The sequence below is a fragment of the Corallococcus sp. AS-1-12 genome (assembly GCF_020036995.1).
GTDB lineage: Bacteria > Myxococcota > Myxococcia > Myxococcales > Myxococcaceae > Corallococcus.
This window is the reverse complement of sequence record NZ_JAIQDD010000036.1, coordinates 17,352-36,114: the sequence shown is the minus strand read 5'-3', so window position 1 is coordinate 36,114 and position 18,763 is coordinate 17,352. Positions and strand designations below refer to the sequence as shown.

Annotated in this window: 17 protein-coding genes; 3 read left to right on the top strand and 14 right to left on the bottom strand. The window is 71.4% G+C overall.

Going from position 1 to position 18,763, the window contains the following annotated elements; translation table 11 throughout:
• Nucleotides 1-35 precede the first annotated feature (35 nt).
• The 5 genes from atpF to K8556_RS34905 form a co-directional block, all read right to left on the bottom strand.
• The gene (atpF, locus tag K8556_RS34925) at nt 36-584 is read right to left on the bottom strand and encodes a F0F1 ATP synthase subunit B (protein ID WP_223744445.1); all 549 of its coding nucleotides are present in this window, start codon (nt 582-584) and stop codon (nt 36-38) included.
• 139 nt (nt 585-723) lie between these two features.
• Complete coding sequence (locus K8556_RS34920; RefSeq protein ID WP_120560834.1) at nt 724-954, bottom strand: ATP synthase F0 subunit C; 231 nt, start codon at nt 952-954, stop codon at nt 724-726.
• A gap of 148 nt (nt 955-1,102) precedes the next feature.
• The gene (gene atpB / locus K8556_RS34915; protein ID WP_223744444.1) at nt 1,103-2,158 is read right to left on the bottom strand and encodes a F0F1 ATP synthase subunit A; all 1,056 of its coding nucleotides are present in this window, start codon (nt 2,156-2,158) and stop codon (nt 1,103-1,105) included.
• The gene (locus tag K8556_RS34910; protein ID WP_223744443.1) at nt 2,158-2,571 is read right to left on the bottom strand and encodes a hypothetical protein; all 414 of its coding nucleotides are present in this window, start codon (nt 2,569-2,571) and stop codon (nt 2,158-2,160) included. Before K8556_RS34910 ends, atpB begins: the two co-directional genes overlap by 1 nt.
• On the bottom strand, nt 2,568-2,834 hold the full coding sequence (locus tag K8556_RS34905; protein ID WP_223744442.1) for an AtpZ/AtpI family protein: 267 nt from the start codon (nt 2,832-2,834) through the stop codon (nt 2,568-2,570). The genes K8556_RS34910 and K8556_RS34905 overlap by 4 nt, the downstream gene beginning before the upstream one ends.
• A 382-nt stretch (nt 2,835-3,216) precedes the next feature.
• Here K8556_RS34905 and K8556_RS34900 point away from each other — a divergent pair, with 382 nt between their 5' ends.
• Entirely contained in the window at nt 3,217-3,711 is a 495-nt protein-coding gene (locus tag K8556_RS34900; protein WP_223744441.1) for a YbhB/YbcL family Raf kinase inhibitor-like protein, read from the top strand.
• A 16-nt stretch (nt 3,712-3,727) separates the two neighbouring features.
• Here K8556_RS34900 and K8556_RS34895 read toward each other — a convergent pair whose 3' ends face one another.
• The 7 genes from K8556_RS34895 to K8556_RS34865 form a co-directional block, all read right to left on the bottom strand.
• Complete coding sequence (locus tag K8556_RS34895) at nt 3,728-4,321, bottom strand: hypothetical protein (protein ID WP_223744440.1); 594 nt, start codon at nt 4,319-4,321, stop codon at nt 3,728-3,730.
• On the bottom strand, nt 4,318-5,148 hold the full coding sequence (locus tag K8556_RS34890) for a DUF692 family multinuclear iron-containing protein (protein ID WP_223744439.1): 831 nt from the start codon (nt 5,146-5,148) through the stop codon (nt 4,318-4,320). The genes K8556_RS34895 and K8556_RS34890 overlap by 4 nt, the downstream gene beginning before the upstream one ends.
• Before the next feature lie 4 nt (nt 5,149-5,152).
• Nucleotides 5,153-5,995 carry a class I SAM-dependent methyltransferase gene (locus tag K8556_RS34885; protein WP_223744438.1) on the bottom strand — a complete coding sequence of 281 codons (843 nt, stop codon included), beginning with the start codon at nt 5,993-5,995 and terminating at the stop codon, nt 5,153-5,155.
• Between the two features lie 21 nt (nt 5,996-6,016).
• Nucleotides 6,017-8,146, bottom strand: coding sequence for a carbohydrate binding family 9 domain-containing protein (locus tag K8556_RS34880; protein WP_223744437.1), 2,130 nt, complete (start codon nt 8,144-8,146; stop codon nt 6,017-6,019).
• On the bottom strand, nt 8,143-9,453 hold the full coding sequence (locus tag K8556_RS34875; protein ID WP_223744436.1) for an MFS transporter: 1,311 nt from the start codon (nt 9,451-9,453) through the stop codon (nt 8,143-8,145). The genes K8556_RS34880 and K8556_RS34875 overlap by 4 nt, the downstream gene beginning before the upstream one ends.
• Nucleotides 9,450-10,073: a hypothetical protein gene (locus K8556_RS34870; RefSeq protein WP_223744435.1), complete on the bottom strand. Its 624-nt coding sequence runs from the start codon at nt 10,071-10,073 to the stop codon at nt 9,450-9,452. Before K8556_RS34870 ends, K8556_RS34875 begins: the two co-directional genes overlap by 4 nt.
• Nucleotides 10,074-10,645: 572 nt before the next feature.
• Nucleotides 10,646-10,924 carry a PqqD family protein gene (locus K8556_RS34865; protein ID WP_223744434.1) on the bottom strand — a complete coding sequence of 93 codons (279 nt, stop codon included), beginning with the start codon at nt 10,922-10,924 and terminating at the stop codon, nt 10,646-10,648.
• Nucleotides 10,925-11,186: 262 nt separating this feature from the next.
• Here K8556_RS34865 and K8556_RS34860 point away from each other — a divergent pair, with 262 nt between their 5' ends.
• On the top strand, nt 11,187-13,856 hold the full coding sequence (locus K8556_RS34860; RefSeq protein WP_223744433.1) for a GAF domain-containing protein: 2,670 nt from the start codon (nt 11,187-11,189) through the stop codon (nt 13,854-13,856).
• Between the two features lie 106 nt (nt 13,857-13,962).
• Entirely contained in the window at nt 13,963-14,832 is an 870-nt protein-coding gene (locus K8556_RS34855) for an outer membrane protein (RefSeq protein ID WP_223744432.1), read from the top strand.
• On the opposite strand, the gene K8556_RS34850 is transcribed toward K8556_RS34855, so the two are convergent.
• Nucleotides 14,833-17,415, bottom strand: a complete 2,583-nt coding sequence (locus tag K8556_RS34850; protein ID WP_223744431.1) for a serine/threonine protein kinase — start codon at nt 17,413-17,415, stop codon at nt 14,833-14,835. It lies immediately after the preceding gene.
• Nucleotides 17,399-18,694, bottom strand: a complete 1,296-nt coding sequence (gene hemL, locus K8556_RS34845) for a glutamate-1-semialdehyde 2,1-aminomutase (RefSeq protein ID WP_223744430.1) — start codon at nt 18,692-18,694, stop codon at nt 17,399-17,401. Before hemL ends, K8556_RS34850 begins: the two co-directional genes overlap by 17 nt.
• Nucleotides 18,695-18,763 lie beyond the last annotated feature (69 nt).

Sequence of the window (18,763 nt, the reverse complement as noted above, 5' to 3'; positions counted from 1 at the left end):
TGGAACAGGCGGGCGCGGCGGAAGACTCCCGGCCTTTAGGCCGAGCGGCGGGTCGCCGTGGCGCTGGTGGCGCCGGGCAGGCCCTGCACGAACTGCTCGGCCAGCGCGCGGTGCTTGGCGTCGTCCATGCGCTCGTTGATGAGCTTGCCGGCCACTTCCATGGCCAGGTCCACGGCCATGGCGCGGACCTCCGCGATGGCCTTGGCCTTCTGGTCTTCAATCTCGCGGCGGGCGGACAGCTTCAGCTCCTCCGCCTCCTTGCGGCTCTTGGCCATCAGCTCGTCGCGGAACTTCTCCATGTCCGCCTGCACGCGGCGGGTGGTCTCCGCGGCCTCGCGGCGGGCCTCGGCGATGGCCGTCTTCTGGTCGGCGAGCAGCTTCTCCGCCTCGGCGCGCTCACGCTTGGCGCTCTCGATGGCGTTGGAGATCTGCTTCTCGCGCTCCTCGACGAGCGACAGGATGGGCCCCCACGCCTTCGCCCGCAGCACCAGCAGGACGATGACGAAGGTGACGATGGTCCAGAAGATGAGGCCCGGACGGACCTCCACGAAGCTGCTGGCGGCGAGGACAGAGGGCAGGAACATGGCGGGTCCCGGTGAAGCGAAGAGGCAGAGGGAGGATGCGGGAGACTTCATGTGACACAGGTGCTGCGCACTGCGAGCCGGAACGCCGGCGCCCCTTCTTCCCGAAGCGGACGCCGGCTCCCGTTGCGACCTGCCGGCCTTACTGCTTGATGGCGAGCAGGATGCAGACGACCAGCGCGAACAGCGTGGCGCCTTCGATGAGGGCCGCGGCGATGATCATCGTGGTGCGGATGTCGCCACCGGCGGCCGGCTGACGGCCCGTGGCGTCCATGGCGGCGGCGGCCAGCTTACCGATGCCGAGCGCGGCGCCGATGATGGAGAGACCCGCGCCGATACCGGCGGCGAGGAAGGCAAGAGCGAGGTTGGTCATGGGAGCACGTCTTCTTTCGTGAGGCGGGACCCGCTTGTGGGGGGGTCGTGAAATCCCTTCAGGACTACCTCCGGCGGCCTTTCGAACCGCCGGGTCTTCAACCGGGGCGCGCCGTCACACCGACGTGCGCCCCGTCAACTTGTGCGGCTCAGCCGACGTGGTGGGCCTTGCCGTGGTCGTGGCTGGCGCCACCCTCGTGGTGCTCGTCGTGGTGGTGGCCCATGGCCACGCTCATCCCGATGAACAGCGCCGACAGCATGGTGAACACGTACGCCTGCACGAAGGCCACGAACAGCTCCAGCAGGTAGATGCCGAAGGCGAACGGCACGCTCACCAGCGCCACCGCGGGGTTGCGGAGCATGAAGATGAGGCCCAGCAGGAAGAAGATGACGATGTGGCCCGCCAGCATGTTGGCGAACAGACGGATGGTGAGCGCGAAGGGCTTGGTGAACAGGCCCAGGAACTCCACCGGAATCATGATGGGCCACAGCCAGGGGGCCACGCCGCCCGTCAGGTGCTTGAGGTAGCCGCCGATGCCCGCCGCGCGGATGCCCGCCGCCTGCGTGACGAAGAAGGTGCACAGCGCCAGGCCGCAGGTGACCGCGATGTTGCCCGTGGCGGTCGCCATCCAGGGGAACAGGCCCAGCAGGTTCATGAAGAGGATGAAGAAGAACGCGGTGAGCAGGTAGGGCACGTACCGGGGGCCCTCCTCCTTGCCGATGTTCTTGATGGCCAGCTCGTCGCGCACGAACAGCACGAGCATCTCGAAGAGGTTCGCCCCGGCGCCGCGCGGCACGAGCTTCGTCTTGTCGCGGTTGCTCCAGATGAGGATGGAGCCGATGAGCAGCAGCGCCGCCAGCCACATCATCACCGTGTGCTTGGTGATGGAGAGGTCCAGGCAGCCGGCGCCCAGGCCCGGGTAGACCTCGCCGTGACCGCCGCCGTGCGGGTCGGCCACCGGCGTGCAGGCGCCCTCGCTCAGCGGGATGAGGATCTGCGGCAGGTGGATGGGGATGTGGTTGTGGCTGAGGGGGACCTCGAACTCGTACTCGTTCGAGTCCGCCACGTGGTGGAGGATGTAGCCGGCGACGTCCTCGCCCTCGGCGTCCTTGGACTCGTTCGCGTAACCGTGCTCGCCGGCCGGGTCGGAGGCCCACACGGCGCCCGCGAACAGACAGGCGAACAGCACCATTGCCTTGCGCATCACTCGTCTCCGCCCGCCGTGTCTTTCGACGCGGCCATCACGTAGCTGACTTCAATCCACTGCAGCGCGAAGTAGACGCCGAAGAAGCCGCCCACGAACGCGATCGCGCTCAAACCCCGGGACACCACCCACGCCAGCCCGACCCCGACGCCCACGCCCCTGAGAGCGAAGACCACCCCGACCACCTTCAACGCCGCCTTCAAATCCGCCTGCATCGCCGCGCGCCGCTTCAGCACCAGCGCCAGCACGCCCGTCACCGCCGCGATGCCCACGCCCAGCAGCGCGGAGACCCGGTCCTCCGTCACCTTCGGCAGCGCCGCCGCCACCACCGCGCCCACGCCCATCACCGCCGCCGCCAGCCCCGCGTGCGACCAGAACGGGTCCCGCTTCGGCTGTCCGCCCGTCCCCGTCACTTGCGCTTCCCCAGCCGCGCCATCGCGTGGAGGAAGCCGTAGAACCCCACGCCAATCCCCACCAGGCTCAAGCCCAGGAGCAGCCAGGGCGACGTCCCCAGCCACCGGTCCAGGAAGAACCCTCCCAGGACCCCCACCACCGCCCCGCCCACCAGCTTCCAGACCGCGGAGATGTACGGCTCCGCCGCCCGCATCTGCCGGGCCGTCTCGCCCAGCTCACTGCCCGGCGCGTCCTCCTGCTTGCGAGGCTCCTGGTCTGCCATGCGGACGCCTCACCAAACCCCGGGAAAGTCTTGGGTTTCCTTCACCAACCCCGACCCCGCCCATACACGCGCGGGCGCCGCTTAGCACCGAATGCGCGGCGCGTGCAACCGGTACGCGGACCCGGGCCACCCCACCGCCAGCAGCGGTTGCCGCACCCGCAAGCGCAGCTATCACGGCGCCGGGCCGGAGGGGTGGCTTCTCCTCTGTAATAAGGCTCGAAGGAGCAGGCGTCCCGGGGGGCGCCCGGTGGATCAGCGGCGGCCAGGCCCCAGGGAGGTGACGGGCGGCCGGGCGGAGCGCCCTCCGTCTCTCAGCACCGGGCCCGCGGCATCGCCAGCTTGGCGGGGGTCACGTTGGCCGTTCATGCCCGAGGAGTCACGCATGCCGAAGCCGCTCGAGCTCACCTCTCCGAAGTTCAAGGACGGGATGCCCATCCCCATCGCCTACACCGGCGAGGGGGACGACAAGGCGCCTCCCCTGCACTGGGAGAACCTCCCCGCCGGGGCCAGGAGCCTGGCCCTCATCGTGGAAGACCCGGACGCGCCGGACCCGGCGAACCCCCAGCGCACCTTCTGCCACTGGGTCCTTTACAACCTCCCGGTCAACGCCCAGAACATCCCGGACGGGGCGACCCTGGACGTGCTGCCCGACGGGGTGAAGCTGGGGCGCAACGACTTCGGCCGGCAGGACTACGGCGGCCCCATGCCTCCCATCGGGAGCCACCGGTACTTCTTCAAGCTGTACGCCCTGGACACGGTGCTGCCGGACCTGAACCAGCCCACGCGCACGGAGCTGCTCAAGGCGATGCAGGGGCACATCGTGGGGGAGACCCAGCTCATGGGCACCTACGAGAAGACGCACCACCGCAAGCACTGAAGGCGCACGGGGCACCTCAAGGTGACGGCAGCTCGCGAGGCATCACGGCGGGCAGGCCGGGCACCTTGAGGTACTCCACGCGCGTGGGCTTCGGCTCCACCGGGGGCCAGCCCGGCGCGTCCAGCGCGGCGAGCAGCGTGAGCACCGGGTGGTCGAAGGACTCCACGAACAGCCCTGACGCCGGCATGGGGACGAGCCCCCACGCGAGCGACAGGCGCAGCCGTTCGCACCGGGCCAACTGAGGCACGTACGCGGGCAGCTTCGCGTGCTCACCGGCCTCCAGGAAGCGGCAGTAGGCGATGGCCTCCTCGCGGTTGAGCACCTCCGGCGGCACGTCCTGGAGGAAGCGCGCGCGCAGCCATCCCAGCTCCGGCCGCTTCGCTTCATCCACCCAGGGGAGCTGCTCGCGCACGCGCTCGGTGCGGTGGAAGTCCATCATCCGGCCGGCGCGCTCCACCACCACCGGCTCCACCCGCTGGAGCGCCTCCGCGTCCGACGGCGTCAGGCCCAGCGGGGCCAGGGCGCCGGGGGCATCGCGGCGCCACGCTTCACGGAAGCGGGGATCCACGTGCAGCCGCGCCAGGACCTCCAAGGTTCGTGGGTAGCTCATGCCGCGCTCGCACCGCAGCGCTGGAGGATGGCGCGCGCGCGGGCCAGCTCCTCCACCAGCCGCGAGAAGGGAGGAAAGCCGCTGTCCATCTCGAAGTTCACCCCTCGCACCGGGCTGCGTGGCGCCACGTACTCCAACAAGCGCCACACCTCCTCCGGCGACGGCGCGGAGTGGCTGTCCAATCTCAACCCCTCCACCGTGACGCCGCCGGCCAGGTGCACCTGCACCACGCGCTCCAATGGCAGACGGTCCAGGAAGGCATACGGGTCGAACCCGTGGTTGACCGCGTTGCAGTGGAGGTTGTGCAAATCCAGCAGCAGCCCGCAGTCCGCGCCCTCCACCACGCGGCGCAGGAACTCCGCTTCATCCAGCGTGTTGAGCGGCGTGTGGAAGAGATACGCGATGTTCTCCACCACGAAGGGCACGTCCAGGTCCGCCTGCGCCGCCTTCACGTTGCGCACGCACGTGGCCACCGCCTCCTCCGTCAGCGGCACCGGCGTCAGCGCGCGCAGGGGCAGGTTGCCCACGCGCGTGAAGCACAGGTGGTCCCCGTGCCAGACGCTCTTCGTGACGTGACGGATGCGCTTCAAGCCCTCGCGGTAGCCGGGCGCGTCCACGCCGTCCGAGCCCACCGACAGCTCCAGGCTGTGGCCCACCAGCGGGTAGCGCTTCGCGAGCAGCTCCAGCCGCCGCTCCGAGTCCGGCGTGAGCGGCAGGAAGTGCTCGGGCGTCACCTCCAGCCAGTCCACGCCGGGGTTGCCGCGCGCCAGGTGCGGATTGAGGTCCCAGCGGTAGCTGAGCCCCACGCCCAGGAAGGGGAGGCCCATGGCGTCAGCCCTTGCGCCGCGCCATCACCTGGAGGTGCTGCCCCAGGACGGCGAAGCCCTCGTGCGCCAGCTTCTCCTGCAACGCCAATATCTCCTCGCGCGCGGCCCACGCGTCCCACGGCCTCTCCGCGGTGCCGCCGTGCGCGGCCGCCATCGCCTTGAGCATGTCGAAGAACATCACCGGCTTGCCGAAGACCTCCAGCAGCTCCGCGCCCGCGTCCGCCACCGCGCGCTCCAGCTCGCGCACCGTGAAGGCGTGCACCGGCAGGCCATACGGGCATGTGGTGCGGCCATCGTGCAGCGTGCGGAAGGCCTCCTGCGGCTTGCCCAGCTTCAGGTAGCCGGAGAACGCCTCGTAGCGGTTGTCCACGCCCAGCACCACCGGCGCGCCCGGCTTCGCCACGCGCACCAGCTCCTTCACCGCGCGCGGGTACGCGTCCAGGCAGTACGACACCGGGTCGCCTTCGCAGAAGACCAGGTCGAAGGCCGCGTCCGGCAGCTCCAGCGCCGCGACGTTGCCCTCCACGAAGGCGGCGCGGTCCAGCAGCCCCTTCGCGGCGAACTGCGCCTTCGCGCCGTCGAGCATGCCCGGTGAGATGTCCAGCACGGTGACGTGGTGACCGGCCTCCGCGAAGCGCGTGCCGAACTTGCCGCCCCCGCCGCCCGCGTCCAGCACGCGCCAGGCCGTGCCGTCCTTCGGCAGGAGCGCCTCCACGGGCTTCCAGGTGAGGTGCTCGTACGTCAGCCAGAACAGCTTGATGGCCGTGGCGTCCGGCGCGCCCTGGTCGTACTTCGGGGACACCTCGTCGTAGCGGCGCTTGAGGCTCTGCGGGTCGGCGGAGGTCATGCGGATGGCCCTTGGGACAGGTCAGTAGTTGAAGGAGATTTTCGAGAGGATCCGCCGCTCCTGGGAGCCGCCGAAGGGCTGATCCGTGTAGACGAGGAAGATGTCGCTCCACTGGCGGTAGTGCCACCCCACCATCGCGTCCAGGAACGTGCCCTTCACGGAGTTGTAGTCCGCCAGCTCGTACACGCCGCCCTTCTGCAAGGTCAGGCGCGCGTAGAGGTCCGGGCTGAAGTGGTAACGCAGTTGCGCGTAGCCGGAGAAGCTGTAGCCGTCTCCGGAGGTGCCGTAGAGGTCGCTGTTCGTCGGCACGTTGAAGTTGCGCGTGTAGAAGCCGCTGAAGCGCGCGACGATGTGCGGGCCAATCTTGATGTTCGCCGCGCCGTTGAAGCCGCGGATCTCCCCGCCCAGGAAGCGGCCGGCGACGGCGGTCAGCGTGTAGCTCTGCCAGTCGTGCGGGAACAGGGTGAAGCCGAACGTGCCCAGCCGGTCCCGGAAGCCCAGGTTGTCGTCGTAGATGCCCTCCAGGTAGAGCGCGAAGTCGTGGTGCAGGTAGGGCTGCACGTTGAGGCGGTTGCGCCAGCGCGTGCGCTCGCCCTCGTGGTTGCGGCGCCACAGCGAGTCCCACGTCACGTCCAGCCGGGGCAGGAAGCGCCACCCGGGGAACGGGTTCAGGAACAGGCGCGAGTTGTAGCCCTGCTTGTCCACCACCGGCGTCCAGCCCAGCGGGTTCGCGTAGTTCTTCCCGATGTCCTCGAACTGCAACCAGAACTCCGACAGCGTGTCGAAGCGGTGCAGGCCCACGTGGTACGCGTCCGAGTCCTCGTTGCCCAGCGGGCTCCAGCTCTTCAGCGCCTGCGCCTGGATGAAGAACTCCTCGAAGACGTGGAAGTTGCCGTCCACGCCCACCGTCTGGAAGTCCGAGTCCCCGAACAGCCCGCCCCGCCCGCTGCGGTTGAGCGCCACCAGGGAGATCATCGACCGCTTGCCGATGTCCTGCTGCAAGCGGATGACGCCGGAGTTGACGTTCTCGAAGACCTCACGGCCGTTGGCGTCCCGGCCGGTGAGGTCGCGGTGCTGCACGTCCATCATCGAGAAGCTCAAGCCCCCCAGCTTGCCGGTGAGCTGCAGGCCGCCCCACACCCGGTCATGCGGCCGCAGCGCGATGCGGCGCGAGGTGAAGACGTTGATGGGCGCGATGAAGAGGTGCTCGCTCTCCGTGAAGAACGCGCGGCGCTCCGGCAGGAGCGGCTGGTCCGTGTCCAGCAGGAGGAAGCTCTGGTCTGCCTCCGCGTCGCTGAAGTCCGGGTTGGCGGTGAGCTTCACCGCCAGCCAGGGCGTCGGGTCGATGCGCGCGTCCGCGCCCACGTTGGGACGGAAGACGCCCCGGTCGTCCGTCGTCTTGAGCGCCACCGTGGTGGCCACGTACGGGGTGATGCTGAAGATGCTGCGCGGCTTGATGCCCTTGAGCCCCTCCAGGTGCGGGTAGCGGCTCACCTTCGCGCTGTTGACGCCGTCCGGCGTCCAGTTGCTCCACTCCTGGTTGCGCGACTGTTCGCGGTCCAGGAGCATGCCGAAGGAGATTTCGTCCTTCGTCTCGAACTGGAAGTTGGCGAACGGGATGCGCACCTCTGAAATCCACCCGTCCTTCACGATGCTGGACTTCGTCTCCCACTCGCCGCGCCAGTTGGTGGAGAACGCCTCGCCGTCATCCACGATGCGCCCGTCGGTGCGCACGCCCAGCGGGTTGGTCCAGAAGTAGTACGCGTTCCGGTGGTCCAGGAACGTGTCCAGGATGATGGTGATGTTGTCCTCCTGGTGGAGGAACCCCTCGTTCTGCACCGTGTAGCCGGTGATGCGCTCCGGCTTGGAGTCGATGCAGTGGAAGAGGAAGTAGAGGTTGTCCTGGTCGTAGAGGATGCGGACCTTGGTGTCGTCCGGCGCGGGCTTGCCGTAGTTGACGCGCGTGAGGTACCAGCCGGAAATCTCCGGGGCCGCCTGCCACGCGGGCTCATCCCCCTTGCCGTCGATGGTGATGGCGTCCTGCGTCCGCGTCGCGGTGACCTTGTACGTCGAATCAGCGTGTCCCAGCGTGGGCACCAGCGCGGCCAACAGCGCGGTGCCCCAGCGACACACGTGGCGAAGGGGGCTCATCCGGGCTCCGAGGTGGGGGTGAGGGCGGCCACGGGGGCCGGTGGAGGGGTGACGGGTGAGGACGCCTCGCGCACGCGCGACACACAGCCGAGCGCCAGCACGAGGGACACCGAGGAAAGAAGGAACGTGAAGCCGATGCCGGCCGCTTGCGCGACGAAGCCGTAGGTGACGGGCGCGAGCACGGAGGCCAGCGCGCCGCAGGCGCCCAGCGCGCCCATGAACCGGCCGCGCTCGGAGGGCGCCGGGGACTGCTCCACCACCAGCGCGGACGCGGAGGAGCGGTGCAGGCCGTCGGGGATGGCCAGCAGCACCCAGGCCCCCACCAGCGTCACCAGCGCGGCGCCGTCCGGCAGCCACCCCGCGGCCCCCAGCACCGCCGCCATCACCGCCATGCCCGCGAGGCCCGGCACAATGAGGCCCACGCGCCGGGACAGCCGGTCCGACAGCCGCCCGCCGAAGGGCTGCGCGAACGCGTACGTCAGCCACGACGCCGCCACCAGCGGCCCCACCGCCTCCCGGGGCGCGCCCAGCTCCACCGCGTACAGCGGCAGGTACGTGGGGAACAGCGCCAGCGCGAAGGTGAAGAAGAACTGCCAGAGGAACAGCGCCGCCGCGCCCGGCCGCTCCTTCACGTAGGTGAACGGAGACCACAGCCCCCGGAACACCAGGCCCCACCCCGCGCCCCCACGCACTCCTTCCGCGCGCGGAGGACGCGCCGGCTCATCCAGCCCCAGCAGCAGCAGGCTGCCCGCGAGGAACAGGCCCCCCGCGAGGAAGAAGGTGCCCGCCACCGACAGCGCGCGGATGACGGCGGAGGACGCGAACAGCGCGGCGACGAACACCAGGTTGGACGTGGCATCCAGCAGCGCGAAGAGCGTGGCGCGCTGCTTCGCGGGCGCGAAGTCCGCCACCATCGCGTTGGACACCGGCGCCGCGCTGCGCGACAGCAGCATCTTGAGGATCATCACGGCGGCGAGCGGCTGCGGGTCGTCCACCAGCGCCACCGCCGGCACCATCAGCGACGTGACGAGCGACAGCCCCACCACGAAGGGCTTGCGCCCATGGCGGTCCGACAGCGCCCCCAGCACCGGCTGCACGAAGATGGGCAGCAGCGCCCCCACCGTGTAGAGCGCGCCAATCTCCTGGAAGCCCAGCCCGCGCGAGCGCAGGTACAACGGCATCACCGGGTTGAGCAGGCCGGAGGCCGCCATGCCCAACAGCCCCGAGCCCAGCATCACCCGCAGGTTCCCCAGCCCCCGCGTCAGCCCGACCATCTCCCGGATGGCCCCCACGCCCTGGCGGATCATCCCCCCACCCCTTCCCCGGCGTCGGCTCCGGCGGCGCGAGGCTTCAGCCCCAGCACCGCCTCCACCGCCTTCGTGAGCGTGGGCACCGGCCGCACGTCCAGCGCCGTCAGGGGCGCCGCGTCGAAAGCGCTGCCCTCCGGCACGAACACCGCCACCCGCCCCGCCCGCGGAAACACCTGCGTCACGTAGGCCTGCGCCACGCCCAGCTTTCCCTGGAGGAACTCGCGCGGCGCGGGCGCGAGCGCTTCCCCATGCGCCTCCAGCGCCACGCCCGTGCCCAGGAAGGGCGACGGCAGCGGCAGGCCCGAAAGCAGCGCCACCCACGCGACGAACAGCGGCAGCGACGCGCTCCGGCCATCCAGCGTCACGTTCCGGCCGCGCGGCGAGACGTGCAGGTCGGTCTGCTCCCACGGCAGCGCGTAGCGCGCGCGGCCCACCGCCGACAGGTGGCGCGCGTGGTCCTGCCACGCGGGGGTGAAGGCATTGCCCCGCGACACGTCCGTCCACAGCCGTCCCTGGCCGGGGCGCACGGACACCTCCACGGGCACGACTCGAAAGAGCGCGTGTCCGCCGACGTCCGCCTGGGTGAAGAGCAACAACTGCGTGGATGCGGGCAGCATGGCGGGGCGGGGGCGTGTCGGCGCTTTCGGGGAAAGACACAGCCGGGAGGAGGACCACAGGCCCTCCTCCCGGCCGTGAAACGCGTTACTCCGCGATGACGATCACGCCCATGCCGTTGGAGCAGGTGCACTTGTCGGTGGCGGCGGAAACGCGGACGATCTCGGACTGGATGTACATGGTGGTTCTCCTGGGATGGATGTCTGGAGTTGGGAAACGACGGGAGCGACTACTCCGCGCTCACGGTCGTCGCGGCGATGACCATGCCGTTGGAGCAGGTGCACTTGTCGGACGACGCGGACACGCGGACGATCTGGGACTGGATGTACATGGTGCTTCTCCTGGATGGATTGCTGCGTTCACTGCCACTGCGGTGAAACATGGCGGAGTGTGGACAGGGGGTCTGACATTGCCTGCCAACACTCCGGTGCTTCACTCCAGCCGTGAAACACGTCTCACGTCTGGCATCACGCGCACCCGGGGCGACCCGGGCACACGGGATTCCCAAGGGCCAGGACATGGCCCGGCCTGTCCCTCTCACGAGGGGAAGACACCCTTCAGCGGACGGCGAAAGTCAGACGGGGCGCGAGGGCTCGCACAGCCCCAGCTCCTGGAACTGCGTCACGGTGCGCTGGACGTCCGCGCGGATGGCCTCCTCCTGGCCCGCGGCGCCCAGCCGGAGCGCCAGCGACGCCACCGCCCCCTCCAGGGACGTGTCGCCCTGGCACAGCTCGAAGATGCGCGCGGCGGTCTCGTTCACCCGGAAGACCTCACCGCCCTCCGTGTCCAGGAGGAAGAAGGCTTCACCTTGCTGCTGGACGATGACGCCGGAAGCCGCGTGGGGCAGGTTCAAGACATTCCCCTTTGAAACCGCACTGTCACATTTCCATGTTTCTAGGTGTTCTCATAAACCCTGTCAATACATGCAAGGATTCAGGTTGGGGCGTCATGAGAGGGTTTGAGAACGTGCCGGGTCGTGAGGCGCCGCGCCGCTCCAGGGCGGGGAGCGGCGGGTGTGCGCTGGTGGTCGATTGACGGGCGGGGGTGGCTTCACCGCGGGGGGGCAGGGGTGCGAAGGTGGGGGGGTGAGGAGCACTGAGCGCACGAACCGTCGGGTGGGGACGGTTTCCGAGGAGCCGGAGGCGGTGTACCGCCTCTTCGACGACATGCCCCTGGGCGTGTTCGTGCTTCGGGACGGCCTGCTCATCCACACCAACGCGGCGCTGTCCCGCCTGCTGGGCCTCGCGCGCGAGCACCTGCTGGGAAGGCCCGTCACGACGCTGCTGTGGGAGCCGGGGCCGCTGGAGGACCCCGCGGACCGGCTGGCGCGGCGGCTGGGGTCTTCGCCCGTGGCGGGCACCTACGAGGCGTGGCTGGCCGTGGGCAATCACGGGATGCGCGTGGAGCTGACGGTGCATCCGCATGCCAGGGATTGGGTGGTGCAGGTGCGGGACGTGACGTCCCGGGTCCGGCGCCGGATGGTGTTGCGGCGGCTGGCGGAGTTGGGGGGCGCGGTGCGCGCGCTGCACTCCGAGGACGCGGTGCGCGAGGAGGTGTTCCGGGGGCTGGAGGCGCTGGAGCTGGGCTTCGCGTGGCTGACGCCCCGGGGCGTGGGCGTGGAGCTGTCCGTGGCGGGGCTGTCCCCCCGGCTGGTGCCGCACGCGCCGTCGCTGGGAGGCCGCGTGCGGGTGGAGGCCCCGGGCGGCTGGTCGCCCGCGCTGGTGCGCACCTGGCGGGACGGGGATGCGTGGGTGGAGGACCTGGGCGTGGAGGCGTCCCGGTTCGTGTCCGAAGCGCGCATGGACGCGGTGCTGGCGGTGTTCCGGCGCGTGGAGACGCACCGGGCGGTGGGCGTGCGCATCGACGTGGAGAACGCGCCCATGGCCATGCTGGTGCTGGCCGCGGACTGGCTGAGCGAGGAGGACGTGGCCGCGGTGCGGCTGTTCGGCCAGCAGGTGTCCTCCGCGCTGGACGCGGCGCGCACCATCCAGCGGCTGAGCGTGCGCGCGACGGCGCTCACCGCGCTGGGGCGGCTGGCGTCACAGGCCGCGTCCGCGCCGCACCCGCGCGCCTTCTTCGGCTCCGGCACGGAGGAGATCTCCGGCCTGCTGGGCTGCGACGCGGTGTGCCTGCTGCTGCCCGCGGACACGCGGCACGAGTCGAGCGAGCCGCTGGAGCTCGTCTACGCGCGAGGCCTGTCCGAGGACGCGGTGGCGCGCGTGCGCCGCGCGCGGCTGGGGTCGCTGCCCCGCCCGGGCGGGATGCCGGACGCGGTGCAGGTGCTGGACGCGGAGACGTGCCCCGCGCCCACGCGCGACGCGCTGCGGGCGCTGGCGTTCCAGACGCTGGTGTCGGTGCCGCTGCGGGTGCGCTCGCGCGGCGTGGGCACGTTGAGCGTGTTGTTCCACGGGCGCCGCCGGCTCACCGCGCTGGAGGTGGAGACGCTCCAGGCCATGGGCACGCACTTCGCGGCGGCCATCGAGTCCCACCGGCTGCTGGACGAGGTGCGCGGCCGGGCGGAGGACCTGGCGCTGATGCACGAGGTGGGCAAGGCGCTGGCGGCCACGCTGGAGCTGGACCGGCTGCTGGCCACGGGCGTCACCAGCCTGGCGCGCATCGTGGACGTGCCGGACGCGTACGTGCTGCTGCCGGACGCCCAGGGCGAAAGGCTGGCCATCCGCGCGGCGACGGGCAGCCACCCGGAGCTGGTGGGGCGCCACGTGCCGCTGGACCTGTCGTCGGATTCGCTCGCGGGCCAGGTGTTCCGCACGCGCCAGCCGCTCCGGGTGGAGGACGCGCGGCTGGAGACGCGGGTGGACGACGAGCTGCGCCGCGCCGCGGAGGCCCTGGCCTACATGGTGCTGCCGCTCGCCGTGCACGACCAGATGGTGGGCGTGGCGGTGATGGTGGAGACGCGCCGGCCCCGCCGCTTCACGCCCGCGGAGCTGGAGCGCGCGGACGCCATCGCAAACCAGTTGTCGCTGGCGCTGGAGGGCGCGCGGCTGGTGGAGGACTTGAAGCAGAGCTACGCGGAGCTGGCGCGCGCGCAGGAGCAGTTGGTGAACCGCGAGCGGCTGGTGGCGCTGGGCGAGCTGTCCGCGGTGGTGGCCCACGAGGTGCGCAACCCCCTGGGCGCCATCTTCAACTCGGTGGCCACCATCCGCCGCATCATCGGGCCGGAGAGCCCGGCCCTCCCGCTGGTGGACATCGTGGGGGAGGAGGCGGACCGGCTCAACCGCATCGTCGCGGACCTGCTCACGTTCGCGCGGCCTCCGTCGCCGCACCTGTATCCCGTGTCGGTGACGCAGTTGCTGGAGGAGGCGGTGGGCAGCGCGCTCTCCGACGTGGGCGGCACCTCGCCGCCGCCGGTGCGGGTGGAGTGGGTGATGGAGGAGGACGTGCCGCCGGTGACGGTGGACGAGCGGCTCATCCGCCAGTGCTTCCTCAACGTGGCGCTCAACGCCGTGCAGGCCATGCTGCCCCAGGGCGGCACGCTGCGCGTGGTGGCGCGCAAGGCGTGGATGGACCGGCCCGGCGTGCAGGTGGAGATCTCCGACACGGGGCCGGGCATCCCGGCGGAGCTGCGCGCGCGCGTCTTCGAGCCCTTCTTCACCACCAAGGCCCAGGGCACCGGGCTGGGGCTCGCCGTGGTGAAGCGCATCATCGACTCGCACGTGGGCCAGGTGTCGCTGGACGCGCCGGAGACGGGCAGGGGCACCATCTTCCGCCTCTTCCTGCCGCTGGAGCCGCCGGTGGCGCCGCCCCTGCCCCTGACGGGCGCCTGACGCAGCGGTGCGCGCGGGAGTGAACAGTCCCCGCTCGAAAGTCCCCTTCGCGCGTCCCGGTCGCGTCTGCTGCCGGCCTCGAGGATGCACTTCCCAGGGGAAGACGATGCGCGGGTCGCAGGCCGTGTTGGCAGGGGTGGTGGCGTGGCTGTCCGGGATGGCGGGCTCCGCTCGCGCGGCGGAGGACGTGCCGCGCAAGGAGGCGCCGCGCGTGGAGCTGCGCGCGGTGGCGGAGCTGGGCTTCCTGGACGTCCTGGCGCACAGCCTGCGTCAGGGGAGCGACGGCACCCTCTTCCGCTTCCCGGAGGACGGCGGGCAGGACAACCTCTACACGTTCGTGCGCCTGAGCGCGGAGCTGTCCCTGCGCGGGCGGCACACGCTGGTGTTCCTGGTGCAGCCGTTGGACATCCAGACGCAGGTCGTGCTGCGGCGGGACGTCACCATTGACGAGCTCACGTTCCCGGAGAACACGCCGCTGGACGTGCGCTACGCGTTCCCGTTCTACCGGGCCAGCTACCTCTACGATTTGCTCGGCGGCCCCGAGCGCGAGCTGTCCGTGGGCGCCTCGCTCCAGCTCCGCAACGCGACGTTCGTCTTCACCTCCGCGGACGGCACCCTGCGGCGGACCAGCCGGGACGTGGGGCCGGTGCCGCTGCTCAAGGTGCGCGTGCGCTGGCCGTTGAGCCAGAACTGGTGGGTGGGGCTGGAGGCGGATGGCAGCTACGCGCCGGCGGCCATCATCAACGGCGACAGCGACTCGGCCACCACGGGCGCGCTGCTGGACGCGAGCCTGCGCGGCGGCGTGCGCGTCACCGAGCAGATCGACGTGTTCCTCAACCTGCGCTACCTGGGCGGCGGCGCGCGAGGCACGTCGGACGACAACGACGACGAGTTCGGCGACGGCTTCACGAGCAACTGGCTGAGCACCGCCACGGTGTCGCTGGGCGTCCAGTACCGGCTGCCGGCGCTGGACTGATCAGGCGCCGCCTTCGCCGCCGCTCAGCAAGAGCCACATCACGCCGAAGCCCAGGCCGCACGCCAGGGCCACCACCAGGAGCATGGCCCAGAAGCGGTACTGGGGCGGGAGGGGCCACAGGCCCTGGAGCGGGTTGCCGCCCGGGGCCTTCTTCACGGGCTTCTTCTTGTCGCGCTTCTGGGCGGCGAGCTCGGCTTCGCGGCGCTTCAGCTCCGCTTGCCGGAGCGCCTCGGAGATGTCCATGTCGTAGCCCACGAGCGTCTCGCGCGTCTTGGTGCGCACCTGCATGGGGCGCGTCTCGTGGGGCCGTTCGTCCACGACGGGGGCCTGACGGCGCGGGGCCTCCTTGGGCGGGACGTAGGGGGTGGCCTTCTCGTCCAGGTAGGCCGGCATGTTGCCCGCCGTCTGGGACAGGGCGCCGAAGATCTTCGCGGCCTCCAGGGCCTCGGTGGCCTCGCCCGCGCCCTGCGGCGTCCAGGGCACCGGCAGCTCGTCCTGGGACATGGGGCGGGTGGCGTCCGGGAACGCCTCCGCGGGACGCGCCTGGGGGGCGGCGCCCACCGACGTGGCGGGACGCGACTGCGGCGCGGGGCCCACCGAGGTCTGCGGACGGGGCTGGGATGCGGGGGCGCGCGGCGCGGGGTTCGCCTTCGGGCGGCCGGGCTTGTCGACGTCGGTGCCCTCGTCGTCCGCGTCGTCGTCCATGTCCGGGCGCGAAGCCATGGGGCCGGCGCCCTCGGTGGCGTCGTCCTCGCCGGAGCCCGGGGTCCAGCCGCCCTTGCCGGCGGCGGGAAGGCCCGTGGCGCTCTTGCGCGCGGGCCGCTCGTTGGTGGTGGAGTCCTCACTGCCTGCGCCGGGAGTCCAGCCCGGGCGCGAGGGGCGGTTCTGCATCGGTGAGTCCTCCGGGGCCGGGGGGGGCCCCTCACTGTGAGACGCTCGAAGGTGTGGAGCGGAGTCTTTCGCGTCCGCGTCCGGATTCCAATCCGGCCGGGGCGGTTCTTCCACCGCGGCCTGCCTGCCCGAGGAGGACTCCGTGGGCGCGGGGGTGCGCTCCCCGGGGTCGGTGGTGTCCTCGGAGCCCGGGCCCCCACGGGACTCCAAGGGGCCGGGGGCCTCCTGGGGAGTGGCCTCGTCCTCGCCGGGCCCGGGAGTCCATGGCGGGGATGCCGCCGGCGGGGTCTGGGGAGGAAGTCCCGGCGTGGTGGGCTCCGCGGCGCCAATGCCTGGCAGCCAGGCGTCCATGGTGATTTCCAGGTTGTGCAGCCGCGCCGGAGGCGCCTTGCGCGGCAGCTCCGCCGCGTCGCCGGACTCCGCCCGGAGCCGCTGCGCCGCCGCCGCCGCGCGCAGCGCCTGCTCCACCTTCGCCGCGTCCAGGGCCTCGGTCCGCTCGCCCACGGAGGAGTGCTCCGGCGGCGGTGGCTTCGAGGCGTCCCGCGCTCCGGGCTCCAGGCCCGCGCCCTCCGCCTGCCGCAGCCTCGCCGCGTCCAGCGCCTCCGTCGCGATGTCCTCCTGTGCCCGGAGCGCCTCCGCCGCGTCCATGGCGCCGGGGGGCGCGAGCACGGACGGGAACTCCTGACGCGTGCTCGCGCGCTCGGGCTGCTCGCGCAACAGGTCGTCCAGCATCTGCTGTTCGATGACCTTCTCGCGCGGGAAGGCCGCCGACATCAGCCGCACCAGGTCCTGGTCCGTCACGTTGGGCGCCAGCTTCTCCTTCAGCGCGCCCAGGGCCTCCGCCATGGCCGTGGCCGTGGGGAAGCGGTCGTTCGGCTCGGACGCCAGCGCGCGCGCCAGGAACGCGTCCACCGCGCGCGGCAGGTCCGGCCGGTAGCGCCCCGCCGGCTCCCACTGCGGATAGGCCGCGCGCCGCCAGCGCTCCAGCGGGTCCCCCCGCTGCGACAGCGGCTTCCACGAGAACAGCTCCCACAGCACCACGCCCACCGCGTACAGGTCCGCCCTGCGGTCCACCGTGCGCTTGCGGGCCTGCTCCGGCGCCATGTACGTGAGGTTGCCAATCACCACGCGCGGCGCCGTCTGCTGCTCCTTCAGCGTGGACTGCGCCGCGCCGAAGTCGATGATCTTCACCTCGCCCGCGTAGCTCACGCACACGTTCGCGGGGGACAGGTCGCGGTGCACCAGGTGCAGCGGGTGCCCGGCCTCGTCCGTCGCGTCGTGCGCGTACGCCAGGCCCTCGCACAGCCGGATGCCCATCTGGAGCAGCGGCCCCAGGGGCATCATCCGCTGACGCTGCCGCAGGCGGTACGCGAGCCGGCTGAGCGTCTTGCCCAGCACGTACTCCATGGCGAGGAACAACTGCCCGTCCACCTCGCCCATCGCGTACACGCGGGCGATGTTCGGGTGCGCCAGCCGCACCACCACGCGGGCCTCGTCGCGGAAGCGGCCCACGAACTGCCGGCTGTCCACCAGCCCCGGCAGCACCTTCTTCACCACCACCGCGCGCCCCACGCCCTCCTCGCGCGCGAGGAAGACCTCCCCCATCCCCCCGGCGCCAATGCGGCGCACGAGGGTGTAGGGGCCGAAGCGCACGGGCCCGCTCAGGGCCTCGGGTTCAACGGGCGTCGCCAAGCGCGCGGAACGCCTTGCGGGCCGCGGCGAGCACGTGCGCCACCTCCGGCTCGCCGATGGCCAGCGACACGAACGCCGCCTCGAACTGGCTGGGCGGCAGGTACACGCCTTCTTGCAGCATCGCGTGGAAGAAGCGCCCGAACTTCGCCGTGTCCGCCTTCTTCGCGGACGCGTAGTCGAACACCGGCTCCGCCGTGAAGAACACCGTGAGCATGCTGCCCACGCGGTTCACCGTCACCGGCACGCCCGCCGCCTTCGCCTCCGCGCGGAAGCCCTCCTCCAGCAGCAGGCCCAACTGCTCCAGCCGCGAGTACGTCCCCGGCGCCGCCAGCGCCTTCAAGCACGCCAGGCCCGCCGCCACCGCCACCGGGTTCCCGGACAGTGTGCCGGACTGGTACACGGGCCCCTCCGGCGCCACCTTCGCCATGATGTCGCGCCGGCCGCCGTACGCGCCCAGCGGCATGCCGCCGCCCACCACCTTGGCCATGGTGGTCAGGTCCGGCTTGAGCCCGTACAGCTCCTGCGCGCCGCCGCGAGCCAGCCGGAAGCCCGTCATCACCTCATCCAGCACGAAGAGCACGCCGTGCTTCTGGCAGAGCTTCTGCAGCCCTTCGAGGTAGCCGGGGCGAGGCACCAGCACGCCCATGTTGCCCACCACGGGCTCGATGATGGCGCAGGCGATGTCCTGGCCCTTCTCTTTGAAGATGCGCTCCACGGCCTCCAGGTCGTTGAAGGGCGCGGTGAGCGTGAGCGACGCCAGCGCGGCGGGCACGCCCGGCGAGTCCGGCAGGCCCAGGGTCTCCACGCCGCTGCCCGCCTTCACGAGGAACGGGTCACCCGCGCCGTGGAAGCAGCCCTCGAACTTGAGGATGTAGTCGCGGCCGGTGAAGCCGCGCGCCACGCGGATGGCGGCCACCGTGGCCTCCGTGCCGCTGGAGACCAGGCGCACCTTCTCCACGGAGGGCACCGTGGCGCAGAGCAGCTCCGCGAACTCCACCTCCGAGGCGACGGGCGCGCCGAACGTGGTGCCGCGCCGCGCGGCCTCCAGGATGGCCTCCACGATGGGCGGGTACGCGTGGCCCAGGATGAGCGGGCCCCAGCTTCCCACCAGGTCCACGTAGCGGTTGCCGTCCACGTCGGTGAGCCACGCACCGGAGCCTTCCTTGAAGAAGACGGGGTCGCCTCCCACGCCGCGGAAGGCACGCACCGGAGAGTTCACGCCACCCGGGATGCGCGCCTGCGCACGGGCGAAGAGGGCCTGGCTTTGAGCGTGTTTCATGGCCGGTTCCATAACACGCGCCCCGCCGTGCCTCGCCGCCACTCTTCGGATGCCTGGCCGCTACCGACC